The organism is Nocardiopsis sp. YSL2 (assembly GCF_030555055.1).
In the GTDB taxonomy this organism is placed as follows: Bacteria; Actinomycetota; Actinomycetes; order Streptosporangiales; family Streptosporangiaceae; genus Nocardiopsis.
Genome location: NZ_JAMOAO010000001.1, coordinates 2,230,058 through 2,242,206 on the forward strand (window position 1 = coordinate 2,230,058; position 12,149 = coordinate 2,242,206).

At 71.7% G+C, this 12,149-nt stretch carries 8 protein-coding genes; 3 read left to right on the forward strand and 5 right to left on the reverse strand.

Annotated features, from left to right (window positions below):
- The first annotated feature begins 9 nt into the window (after positions 1-9).
- On the forward strand, positions 10-5,040 hold the full coding sequence (locus M1P99_RS09635; protein WP_304452315.1) for a DNA repair ATPase: 5,031 nt from the start codon (positions 10-12) through the stop codon (positions 5,038-5,040).
- Between the two features lie 96 nt (positions 5,041-5,136).
- Here M1P99_RS09635 and M1P99_RS09640 read toward each other — a convergent pair whose 3' ends face one another.
- Positions 5,137-5,739, reverse strand: a complete 603-nt coding sequence (locus M1P99_RS09640) for a suppressor of fused domain protein (protein WP_369696581.1) — start codon at positions 5,737-5,739, stop codon at positions 5,137-5,139.
- Between the two features lie 99 nt (positions 5,740-5,838).
- Positions 5,839-6,537 (reverse strand): hypothetical protein, encoded by a 699-nt coding sequence (locus M1P99_RS09645; protein ID WP_304452317.1) that lies wholly within the window; start codon positions 6,535-6,537, stop codon positions 5,839-5,841.
- Positions 6,538-6,867: 330 nt separating this feature from the next.
- Between M1P99_RS09645 and M1P99_RS09650 the strand changes: the two genes are divergently transcribed.
- Positions 6,868-8,685: an acyl-CoA dehydrogenase gene (locus M1P99_RS09650; protein ID WP_304452318.1), complete on the forward strand. Its 1,818-nt coding sequence runs from the start codon at positions 6,868-6,870 to the stop codon at positions 8,683-8,685.
- Between the two features lie 106 nt (positions 8,686-8,791).
- On the opposite strand, the gene M1P99_RS09655 is transcribed toward M1P99_RS09650, so the two are convergent.
- The 3 genes from M1P99_RS09655 to M1P99_RS09665 form a co-directional block, all read right to left on the reverse strand.
- Positions 8,792-8,944, reverse strand: a complete 153-nt coding sequence (locus tag M1P99_RS09655; RefSeq protein WP_304452319.1) for a hypothetical protein — start codon at positions 8,942-8,944, stop codon at positions 8,792-8,794.
- A gap of 18 nt (positions 8,945-8,962) precedes the next feature.
- Positions 8,963-9,385, reverse strand: a complete 423-nt coding sequence (locus M1P99_RS09660; protein ID WP_304452320.1) for an ester cyclase — start codon at positions 9,383-9,385, stop codon at positions 8,963-8,965.
- Between the two features lie 90 nt (positions 9,386-9,475).
- A complete protein-coding gene (locus M1P99_RS09665) occupies positions 9,476-10,714 on the reverse strand; it encodes an MFS transporter (protein ID WP_304455644.1) in 1,239 nt (412 codons plus the stop codon).
- A gap of 640 nt (positions 10,715-11,354) precedes the next feature.
- Between M1P99_RS09665 and M1P99_RS09670 the strand changes: the two genes are divergently transcribed.
- Positions 11,355-11,738 (forward strand): hypothetical protein, encoded by a 384-nt coding sequence (locus M1P99_RS09670; protein ID WP_304452321.1) that lies wholly within the window; start codon positions 11,355-11,357, stop codon positions 11,736-11,738.
- Positions 11,739-12,149: the final 411 nt, after the last annotated feature.

The following is a 12,149-nucleotide window of genomic DNA, read 5'->3' on the forward strand; positions in this document are numbered from 1 at the left end:
GTCGTCCTCGTGACCGAGGCCCTGTCCCAGAAGACCGACGACGCCGGGTCGGACGCCGTGGACACGCAGTCGCTGGACGCGGGCACCTACGAGGTGCTCCGCGCCCGGTTGCGCGAACAGACCGGCGAACTGGCCCGGCGGACCGAGGCGCTCAACGAGCGACGGCTGGAGGTGTTCGGCGGAACCGAACTGGCTCTGCTCGGCACGGAGCGCATCCGCACCGAGCACAACTGCGTGCCGCGGGACATCGTGAGCGTGGGGCGCTCCCTCGGCGCGAACGCCGACGGCGCCATGATCCTGTTCGGCTACAACGTCTTCATCGGCATGCAGCGGGAGACCCACGTCCCCGACGTGTTCTCGCTGCACCGGTACGAGCGCGACGGCGAGGGGTTCACCTTCGCCGACGCCCCCGGGGACGCCGCCCCGGGCCTGCTCGGGGACGAGCGGTTCCGGCAGGACTTCGGTCAGCTCTACCGCTACTACCGCGACGCCCACCTGCTCCAGCTGCGGCTGGTGGAGGACCGGCTGCTCGCCGTGTTCCAGACCGGCCCGCGCACCGAGGACGTGCGGGTGCTGCGGTGGTCGGTCTCGCCCAGCGGCGAGGTCGCCTACCTCGACGCGCGGGGCGAGCGGGACCACGTGTTCCCGCCCTCGCACGACTTCTCGTGGGTGGAGACCACCCGCGAGGACCACGTCGCCGGGCGGCACCCGCACATCTCGATCCTCGACGAGCTGTTCGTCGAGACGCTCAACGGCGACCTGACCGTCAAGGTGGAGAACAACACCGAGGTCGGCGCGGGCATCTACACCGAGCCCGTCGACGAACCGCTGCAGAGCCTGGCGGACGCCGAGGTGCACTACGCCAGGGTGGGCGCGCTCATCCTGATGAAGGTGCTGCCCTACAACGAGACCGCGTGGCGGTACCTGGTCTTCAACACGCGCACCAAGGAGGTCGAGCGGCTCGACGGCATCGGCCAGTCCTGCCAGCGCCTGCCCGACGACCAGGGGCTCATCTTCCCCGGCGGCTACTACCTGTCCACCGGGGCGGCCCGGACGTTCGACACCGACGTCACCGACCTGGAGTTCGAGCGCGTGGTGCGCTCGCCCAACGGTGAGGACGTGCTCTACGTCTTCCACTCCCGGCGGGACGGCCGAAGCCTGCTGTTGTCGTACAACACCATCCGCAAGGAGGTCGCCAACCCGATCGTCTGCCACGGCTACTCGCTGTTCGACGACGGCACGATGACCGTGTTCCGCGACGGCTCGGGCGAGCCCACCCGGGTGCACCCGATGCAGGTGTGGCGCACCCCGTTCGTGTCCGACGTGTACGCGGCCGCACAGCCCGCCGGGACCGGCCCGCTGGAGCGCATCGGCAACGCCGACCTCGTGCGCGGTGTCTCGGAGTGCCTGTCCGTGGCGCGCATCGCCAGCGACATGCGGCCGTCCACCGAGGTGTTCGAGGCGCTCATCGCCTCGTGCCGCCGGGTCTCGGACCAGTTCCACTGGCTGGGCGAGCCGGAGCTGGGCGACCTGGCGGAGCCGCTGTCACAGGTGCGGGCGACCGCGGAGAAGGTCCTGGAGGAGTTCGAGACCGTCCAGGCGCTGACCCGGCAGGCCGCCGAGGCCCTGGCCGAGGCGGAGTCCCGCGCGACCTCGCTCATCCGCACCGCGCGCGGCGAGGCGCCGCGGTCGGCGGAGGGCTGGGTGGCGCGGCTGACCGAGCTGCGCCGCGCCCAGGGGCAGGCGGCCACGCTGCGCGAGATGCGCTATGCGGACGCCGACCGGCTGGACGGCCTCGACCGGCGGATGGACGAGGAGATCGCCGCGGCGGGCCGCCGGACGGTGGCCTTCCTCGAACAGGACGACGCGTTCGCCGGATACCACTCCGAGGTGGACCGCCTGGTGGCGGACGCCGAGGCGATCGACGCGGTCACGGCCGCGACGGCCGTCGGCGAGCGCATCGCCGAGCAGACCGAGGGCCTGCAGGTGGTCACCGAGGTCATCGGGTCGCTCGACATCGGTGACGCCCAGGTGCGCACGCGCATCCTGGAGCGGATCAGCGAGGTGATGGGCGGGATCAACCGGGCCCGCGCCACGCTGGAGTCGCGGCGCAAGGAGCTGCTGGCCCTGGAGGGCCGGGCGGAGTTCGCGGCCGAGTTCGCGCTGCTCGGCCAGGCCATCACCGGGGCGCTCGCGGCCGCGGACTCCCCCGATCGGTGCGACGAGCAGCTCGGCCGGATCATGCTCCAGCTGGAGAACCTGGAGTCGCGCTTCGCCGAGTTCGACGACTTCCTCGCGGAGCTGTCGGACAAGCGGGAGGACGTCTACGAGGCGTTCTCCACCCGCAAGCAGTCGCTGGTCGACGAGCGGGCCCGCCGGGCCGACCGGCTGGCGTCGTCGGCCGCGCGGGTGCTGGAGGGCGTGCACCGCCGGGTCTCGACGCTGTCGACGCAGGAGGACATCAACACCTACTTCGCCTCCGACGCGATGGTCACGCGGCTGCGCCGCACCGTCGAGGAGATGCGCGAGCTCGGCGACACCGTGCGCGCCGAGGAGCTGGACGGGCAGATCCTGGCGGCCCGTCAGGAGGCGGGCCGGGCGCTGCGGGACCGCGCCGACCTGTTCGAGGGCGGTGCGGGCGGGGAGACCATCCGCCTGGGCCGGCACCGGTTCGCGGTCAACACCCAGCCGATCGACCTCACCCTCACCCCGCACCAGGGGGAGATGTCGGTCGCCGTCACCGGCACCGACTTCCGTGCGCCGGTCACCGACGCGGCGTTCCAGGAGACCCGGCACCTGTGGGACCGGCTGCTGGTGTCGGAGAGCGAGGCGGTGTACCGGGCCGAGTACCTGGCCACGTCGATCCTGGGCGCCGCCGAAGAGAACGAGGGCGGCCTGAGCCTGCGGGCTCTGGCCGAGGCGGACGTGCGGTCCGAGGGGTCGCTGCTGGACATCGTGCGCGGGGTCGCCGAGACGCGCTACGACGAGGGCTACGAGCGGGGCGTGCACGACCACGACGCCGCCCGGATCCTGTCCGCTCTGCTGCGGCTGCGGACCGGGGCCGGGCTGCTGCGCTACCCCGGGCCCGCGCGCGCGGTCGCCCAGCTGTTCTGGGCCCACGGGACCGACGAGGACCAGCGGGCCGCCTGGCGCACGCGCGCCGGGTCGCTGGCGCGGGCACGGGAGGTGTTCGGTGCCCGCCGGTCGGCGGCGATCGACGGCCTGCGCGGGGAGCTGGCGCGGGGTGTGGACGCGTTCCTCACGGAGACCGGGCTGTACCAGGACACCGAGCTGGACCTGGTGGGCGAGTACCTCTTCGAGGAGCTGGCCGCGGACGGCGCGTCGGAGCGGGGGTTCGTGTCCGGCGCGGGGGCCAGGCTGCTCCTGGACCGGTTCCACCGGGCGCTGGGCAGCGCGCAGGAGACCACGCGCCGAGCCTTCGCCGAGGACCTGCGCCGGCTGGACGGCGACGTGGCGGCGCGCCACCAGCTGGTGACGGCGTGGCTGGACGCCTTCGCGACCACTCTGGAGGAGGGCTCGTTCGACGCGGGCGACCTGCCCGAGGCGGCCGTGATCGAGCTGACCGGGCGCGGGGTGGAGCGGTACGAGTCCTCGGCGGCGGTGCACGAGAGGGTGACGGGCCTGCTCGGCTCGCACCCGCGCGTGCGCGACCGGTCGCTGGAGGTGCGCCTGGACGAGATCCTGCCGCGCACCCGCGCGTTCCGGCAGCGGGACGTACCCGCCTACCGGGACTTCCAGCGGCGGCGCAACGAGCTGGTGGCCGCCGAGCGCGAACGGCTGCGGCTGGAGGAGTACAAGCCGAAGGTGATGAGCGGGTTCGTCCGCAACCGGCTGCTGGACGAGTCGTACCTGCCGCTGATCGGCGACAACCTGGCCAAGCAGCTGGGCGCGGCGGGCGACGACAAGCGCACGGACCAGAGCGGTCTGCTGCTGCTCATCTCCCCGCCGGGGTACGGCAAGACCACGCTGATGGAGTACGTGGCGAGCCGCCTGGGCCTGGTGTTCGTGAAGGTGAACGGACCGGCCCTGGGGCACGCGGTGACCTCGCTCGACCCGGAGGACGCACCGGACGCCACGTCGCGCCAGGAGGTCGAGAAGATCTCCTTCGCGCTGGAGATGGGCAGCAACACCATGCTGTACCTCGACGACATCCAGCACACCAATCCGGAGCTGTTGCAGAAGTTCATCTCGCTCTGTGACGGGCAGCGCCGGATGGAGGGCGTGTGGGAGGGCCGCACGCGCACCTACGACCTGCGGGGCAAGCGGTTCGCGGTGTGCATGGCCGGCAACCCCTACACCGAGCAGGGCCAGCGGTTCCGGATCCCGGACATGCTGGCCAACCGCGCCGACGTGTACAACCTGGGCGACGTGCTCTCGGGCAAGGAGGAACTGTTCGCGCTCAGCTACATCGAGAACGCGCTCACCTCCAACCCGACCCTGTCGCCGCTGTCGTCACGCGACCGCGAGGACGTGTACACGTTCGTGCGCATGGCCCGGGGCGACGAGTCGGTCGGCACGGACGAGCTGAAGCACCCCTACTCGGCGACGGAGGTGGAGCGGATCCTGTCGGTCCTGCGCAAGCTGTTGCGGGTGCAGGAGGTCGTGCTGGCCAACAACCGGGCCTACATCGCCTCGGCCGCCCAGTCCGAGGACGCGCGCTCGGAGCCGCCGTTCCAGTTGCAGGGGTCGTACCGGAACATGAACCGGCTGGCGGAGAAGATCGTTCCGGTGATGAACGACGCCGAGGTCGAGGCCGTGATCGACGACCACTACCTGGGCGAGGCACAGACCCTGACCTCGGGGGCCGAGGCCAACCTGCTCAAGCTGGCCGAGTTGCGCGGGGTGATGACCCCGGAGCAGAAGGACCGGTGGGCGCAGGTCAAGGACGGCTTCCTGCGCGGCCGCGCGCTGGGCGGCTCCGAGGACGACCCGATGACCCGGGCGATCGGGGCGATGGGGCTGCTCGCCGACCGGGTGGGCTCGATCGGCACCGCCATCGACCGCGCCACCGAGCGGTAGCCGGACCGGGGAGACCGGGGAGCCCCGCGTGCCCGGGCGACCCGGTGGACCCGCCGGTGGAGGGCCGCCGTCCCGTGCGGGACGGCGGCCTTCGGCTCAGATGCGGACGGGCTCGCGCCCGGGGTCCGTGATCATCTTCGGGTCGCGGTCGCGCAGGAGCGCCATGAGGGGGGCGACCGTGTCGGCCTTCTGGGCCTCCTCGCCCTCCTCCGCCAGGAGCCCGACGATCTGGAAGAACAGCACGAGCCCGTTGTCGGTGTCCAGGAACCGCAGGTCGACGTCGGGGACGATCGCGAGCGAGGTCATGTCGCCGTTGGCCGGGTCGCCGCCCAGCGGCGAGGGGGTGACGATCCAGTGGCCGACGTCCAGGTCGACTCCGGCGAGGAAGCGGTCGGCCAGGGCGTGCAGTACGCGCAGGATCCAGGCGGGAACGGACGTCTCGTCGGGCTCGCGCGGGATCCGGCAGGTGAACTCGAAGCCGGCGCCGGAGACGGCGGACTGCTCGCTGGTCTTCTCCCCCAGCTCGGTCAGGCCGAAGGTGACCAGCAGCCAGTGCCCCTCGAGCGGGTAGGCGAGGACCCCGTCGAGGCCGTCCTTGTCCCCGTCCGCGGCGAACTGGACGGTCAGCGGTTCGACGCCGGGGTAGCGCTCGGCCCACCCCTCGTAGATCCGGACGAGCCCGGGCAGCAGCTCCAGCATGGTGTCGTGGCCCCCCACATCAGGTGTTCGTGCACGTCCGAGCATAGAAGCGCGCGGCGGGCGCCGGTGACACCGATCCGTCCAGCGGTGCCGAGGGCCTCAGATCTCGCAGGCCAGCCGCCATCCGCCCTCGTCGTACACCCAGTACTCGCCGCCGCCGTCCAGGGACTGGTACTCGGCGCCGATCGGGAGTTCGGTCACCTCTCCCGCCTGCGCGGCCACCCGCAGCAGGTCGGCGGCCAGCCAGTAGGCGTGGTGCGCCGCCTCGGACTCCCACCGCACGGGTTCCAGCGCGGTCCAGTAGTGGCCGTCGGGGTCGAACCGCGACGACCACGCGTCGTCGCTGGGACACGCCCAGTCCAGGGGGCGGTACACGGTCCCGGGGGCCAGGCCCGCGTCGGCGAACTCGCGCCGCGCGCCGCAGACCGGGCAGGGTCCGGGGTCCAGGGGCGCGAAGCGGGACATCAGCCAGTGCAGGTCGATGGTGCTGTGCTCGCGGGCCACGGGGACGTCGTCACCGGCCGCCGCGCCCGGGTACCCGCAGTCGGGGCAGCGGGGCTCCGGGGGGCGGCGGCCCCCGCCCGGGGTCCGGGCCCCCGGCCAGCCCGACGGCCACAGTCCGCCGCAGCGCGGGCACCGGTACTGGTGGCGGCGCGGACCGGCGCGACCGGGCACGGGCCGGGGCGCGGCCTCTCGCCGCGCCCGTGCCTCCTGGGCACCGCGGCGTTCGTCGTCCGCCTCCTCGGGGCCGCCCTCGTAGGGACCGGTGGCGGGGTCCCCGGACACGCGCCTGACCATGGCTCCATCATCCCTCGTGGTGCGCGCGCAGGCCAAGGCCCCGGCACGGTGACGGCTCCGGCTCCGGGAGGTCCCCGCCGGTCGCGGCGGGCGCATCCGGGTGCGTGCCCGGCGACGGCGGGTCAGAGTTTCGGGAGCGGTTCCATCCTCCGTCAGGGAAGTCCGGTATACCTACACAGCAGGCTTTCTGTCTCTCATGCGTGAGTTTGTCGACACAAGTCGCTCCCAGTGCTGGCGTCTCCTACTACCGGGTAGTAACATTGACTTGTTACTAGTCGGTAGATCCGCGTGTACAGACACCGCGGCCAGGGACACACAGCGGAGCTGTCCATGACGCATTACAAGAGCAACCTGCGCGACATCGAGTTCAACCTCTTCGAACTCTTCAACCGCCAGGACGTACTGGGCAAGGGCCCCTTCCAAGAGCTCGACGAGGAGACCGCACGGACCATCCTCGGCGAGGTCAACCGCCTGGCCACGGGCGTCGTCGCCGAGTCCTTCGAGGACGCGGACCGCAACCCGCCGGTCTTCGACCCCAAGACCAACACCGTCGCGATCCCCGAGAGCCTGAAGAAGTCGTACCAGGCCTACATGGACGCCGGCTGGTACAACCTCGACCTCCCCCCGGAGCTGGACGGCCTGGGCGCCCCCCGCTCCCTGGTGTGGTCCGCCGCCGAGCTCATCCTCGGCTCGAACCCCGCCGTCCACATGTACTCCGCCGGCCCGGGCTTCGCGAGCATCCTCTTCGCCGAGGGCAACGAGAAGCAGAAGGAGTTCGCCAAGCTCGCCATCGAGCGCGGCTGGGGCGCCACCATGGTCCTGACCGAGCCGGACGCCGGCTCGGACGTCGGCGCGGGCCGCACCAAGGCCACCGACCAGGGCGACGGCACCTGGCACATCGAGGGCGTGAAGCGCTTCATCACCTCGGCCGAGCAGGACATGACCGAGAACATCTTCCACCTGGTGCTGGCGCGCCCCGAGGGCGCCGGCCCCGGCACCAAGGGCCTCTCGCTCTACCTGGTCCCGAAGTACCTGGTCAACGAGGACGGTTCGCTCGGTGAGCGCAACGGCGCCTACGTGACCAACGTCGAGCACAAGATGGGCCTCAAGGCCTCCACCACCTGCGAGCTGACCTTCGGCGACAAGCACCCCGCCATCGGCTACCTCGTCGGCGACAAGCACGACGGCATCCGCCAGATGTTCCTCATCATCGAGTACGCGCGCATGATGGTCGGGACGAAGGCGATCGCCACGCTCTCCACCGGCTACCTCAACGCGCTGGAGTACGCCAAGGAGCGGGTGCAGGGCAACGACCTGGCCGGGGACAAGAACTCCCCCAAGGTCACCATCACCCACCACCCGGACGTGCGCCGCAGCCTCATGACGCAGAAGGCCTACGTCGAGGCCATGCGCTCGCTGGTGATCTACACCGCCACGCAGCAGGACGCGATCCAGATCGCCAAGGACGCCGGTGAGGACGTCACCGAGCTGGAGGCCATGAACGACCTCCTGCTGCCGATCGTCAAGGGCGTGGGCTCCGAGCGCTCCTACGCGCTGCTCGCCGAGTCCCTCCAGACCCTGGGCGGTTCCGGGTTCCTGCAGGAGTACCCGATCGAGCAGTACATCCGCGACGCCAAGATCGACACCCTCTACGAGGGCACCACCGCGATCCAGGCGCAGGACTTCTTCTTCCGCAAGATCGTCCGCAACGGCGGCGCGGCGCTGGGCAAGCTCGCCGGCGAGATCAAGGACTTCGCCCAGAGCGAGGCCGGCAACGGCCAGCTCAAGGAGGAGCGCGCGCTGCTCCTGGAGGCCGCCGAGAACGTCGAGGAGATGGTCGGCCTCATGGTCGGCCACGCGATGGCCGCCGCCGAGGACAAGCGTGAGCTGTACAAGGTGGGCCTGAACTCCACCCGTCTGCTCTTCGCCTTCGGCGACGTCGTCCTCGCCTGGCTGCTGCTGCGCCAGGCCGAGGTCGCGCTGACCAAGGTCGACGGCGCCGACGCCGCGGACAAGGACTTCTACACCGGCAAGATCGCCGCCGCGCGCTTCTTCGCCGACCAGTTCCTGCCGCGCCTGGCCGCCGAGCTCAAGATCGCCCAGGGCGTGAACCTGGACCTGATGGACGTGCCCGAGTCCGCCTTCTAGGGACCGCGTCCCAGGAGGACGGCACGACGACGTGACGGGCGGGACGGCCTTCGGGCCGCCCCGCCCGTTCCCGTGCACGATCGACGGACCGCGGGCGTAGCCCGGGTCAGGCGGTCGGGGACCAGACGAAGGGCGTCGTGGTGGTGACGGGCCGCAGGCCCAGACGGCGCAGGATCGGTGCCTCGACACCGCCGGGGAGAGGCCCCGGCACGCCCCGCGTCCGCTCGTCGAAGGCCCCGGGCCAGCCGGCGTCGCTCATGACCGGACACGAGGGTCTTCACGGCCCCGACGGGTCGGTCCCACCGGACAGCTGCCGCATCATGCCCGCGGCGTCCGAGACGACCCAGTACTCCGCGAAGCGGCCGTCGGCGACCCGGAAGACGTCGCTGCCCACGAGCGAGGCCGGTGTCCCGGGCGCGGCGTCCGCGCCGGGGATCCCGCCCCGGTAGGAGCCGTGGAAGGTCCAGTGGGCGGCGACCATACCGTCGCCGATCACCGGGCCCACGTCCAGGACGGTGCGGATGTCGTCGAAGTACTCGTGCGAGCGCCGGACCTGCTCGACCGCCCCGGCGGGTCCGTGGACGTCGAATCCGGGCCAGTGCCCGACGAAGTCGGGGGCGAGGATGTGGTCGACGACGTCGAAGTCGCCCGACCACACCTCGAAGAGCCAGCGGCGGTAGAGGGTCTCGATCTCGTGCATACCCCCCGCCTACCCACATCCGCGCGGGCGGCACCGGGCCGGGCCGAGGGGGCGACGGACCACCGTCGCCCCCGAAGGTGCGCGGGATCGCTAGGCGCGCGAGCGGCGCAGGATGAAGACGTAGAGCACGACCGTCGCGCACACCGTCGTCGCGCAGATCGGCACGAACGCGAGCTGGAACGCGGTCGGCCCCTCGGGGAGCGCCTGGAGGACGGCCCCGGCGAGCACCGTGCAGACCACGGCGGTCGTGAAGCCGGACATGTTGACCAGGCCGGAGGCCACACCGGTCCGGCTGGCCGGGATGCCGTCGCGCGCGAAGTCGAAGGAGACGGTGGGCGCGAGGGTCTGCCCGATCGCGCTGACCGCGAGCACCCCGATGCCGACCGCCAGGGGCGCGCCGCCCGGCCAGACGACCAGCAGCAGCCAGCCCAGGCTCAGCGCGGTCCCCAGGGTGAGCGCGAGGCCGCCGCGCACGTTCGGGTTGCGGCCGATCAGCACCCCGACGAACGGCGCCACCCACAGCCCGCCCGCGGCCAGCACGGTCAGGGTCACCGCGGCCGTGCCCTCGGACAGCCCCAGGCCGCCCACGAGGAAGGGGTAGCCCCACAGCACCATCATCATCGTGAAGGGCGCCATGACGGCCGCGTGGTGCGCCATACCGATGCGCGGCCCCCGGGCCGCCAGAGCCTCTCTGAGCGCCGCCCAGAGGGAGATGGGCGCGGCGATGGTGGCGTGCCCGCCGGCGCCGGCCGGGCGGTCTCGGACGACCAGGAGCACGAGCAGCGCCATCAGGGCGGTCAGACCGGCGGTGGCCAGGAAGGCGGCCTCCCAGCCGAACCCGCCCAGGGCCCACGCCAGCGGCGCCGCGCTGGCCACCTGCCCGGTGCCGCCGACCACGCCGGTGAGCCCGCTGACCAGGGCGTAGCGCGAGCGCGGGAACCACAGTGCGGCGAGCCGGATGACGTTGAGGAACACCAGGGCGTCGCCGAGCCCGATGAGGAACCGTCCGGCGACCGCCAGCTCCACGACGGGCGCGAGGGCGAAGAGCCCGGCGCCGAGCGTCATCGCGGCCATGCCGATGCCGAGCGTGAAGCGCGGGCCCAGGCGGTCGGCGAGCAGTCCCGCGGGCACCTGGAGCAGGACGTAGACGAGGAGCTGGAGCATCGGCAGCAGGGAGAGCAGCGCCGGGCCGGCGTCGAACCGGGCCTGGGCCTCCAGCGCCGCCACCCCGAGACCGTTGCGGTGCAGCATGGCCAGGAAGTAGCCGGCCACCGCCACGGCCCAGACGAGCCAGGCGCGCGTTCCCCCGGTGGGTTCGGCGTTCTTCACGCCCGCGCTTGTCCCGTCACCGGATGTCTCGGGCTGCGTCTGCGTCACGCGCTGCTTCTCTCCTCGGGGATCTCTCCTGGTACTTCGCCCACAAGTGTCCCCCCATCGGACGAACGCCCCTTACACCGGGGTGAGCGGGAGCGCAAAACCGCCCGCCGCCCTCGGCACGGCAAGAGGTCTGGACCACGCAAAGACCCCGTCGCCCCAGGTCAAGGGTTCGCAAGCTGCGCAAAGTGACCGTAAGTGACACTGGACGTGCCAAGGGTTCGCAAAACAGGTGATGCTGGCGACAGCCCCAGGTGAACCGGAGACTGATTTTTCAACGAGAACACCTCGAACACACAGACGAAAACAATGCTGTGAACTGGTAGTTCACCGATCAACCCGATCGATACCCTTTCGTTAAATGTGATATGCGCCACATCTTGAAGTCTCGACTGCGAGGGGTGAGTTACTGCTAGCATCCGGAGCGCAAAGGATAACTACGAGGTAACGACATCGTTCACACCTCGCCAACCTTTGCCGAGGAAGCACTCCGGACCGCTCCGGCCGGGTGAGCCCCTCGCACCGCGGCGTCGTGGCCGCAACAAGCGCACACGGTCAGTACCGCGGACACCCTAGACACCCACTGGAGACGACCTTGAGTCACTGGCGCCTGAACAACCCCCGGGCCACCCGGGCGAAGTCGGCTCTCGCCAGGCGAATCAAGCACAAGCCCCGCCACGCCTTCTGCGCGGAGCGTGCGATCACCGCCCTGCTGGGCGAGCTCGCCCCTCTCACCCCCCGCCAGCTCTACTGGTCCGGGACCTCGGAGATGGCCGTGATGTCGGTTCGCCGTGACGTCAACGTCTGGTGCCGCGACGGACGCTTCTTCTGGAACGACCTCTTCCGCGGCGGGCAGACCGTCTCCCACCCGGCCAGCGACCCGGTCGGCGCGGCCGCTCTCCTCAACCCGTGCACGCGGGCGCCGGAGCCCGTCTTCCAGCACCACCACCGCCCCATGGCGGGTCTCACCGCGGCCTGAGCGCACGGGCCCGCTCCGGGCCCGACCCCTCTCCCCTTCCGGGTCCCGATCCTCGTGCGGGACCCGCACGCGACCGCGGCCCCGTGACGCCCACACCCGCGCGCGTGTCCGACGGCCCCGGGTACGCGTCCACGCGACCACCGGCCCAGGCCCCGGCGCCCGTGCCCCACGCGTCGCCGACACCGCCGTTCGCGGGCACACCCCGGCCGCCACCGCGCCCGTCACCGCGGCTCCGATCTCCCGCGCGCCCGACGGCTGAGGACGCGGCTCCGCACCACCGACCCGTGGCACCCGCGTCCTGCGGGTGACGGACGACACCGCGTCCGCGGCCGGGGCCCGGATCCGGGCCCTCGCACCGCCTCCGCCGTCGTCCGCCACGTTGGTTTCGGACGACGGCGCGCATCTCCACAG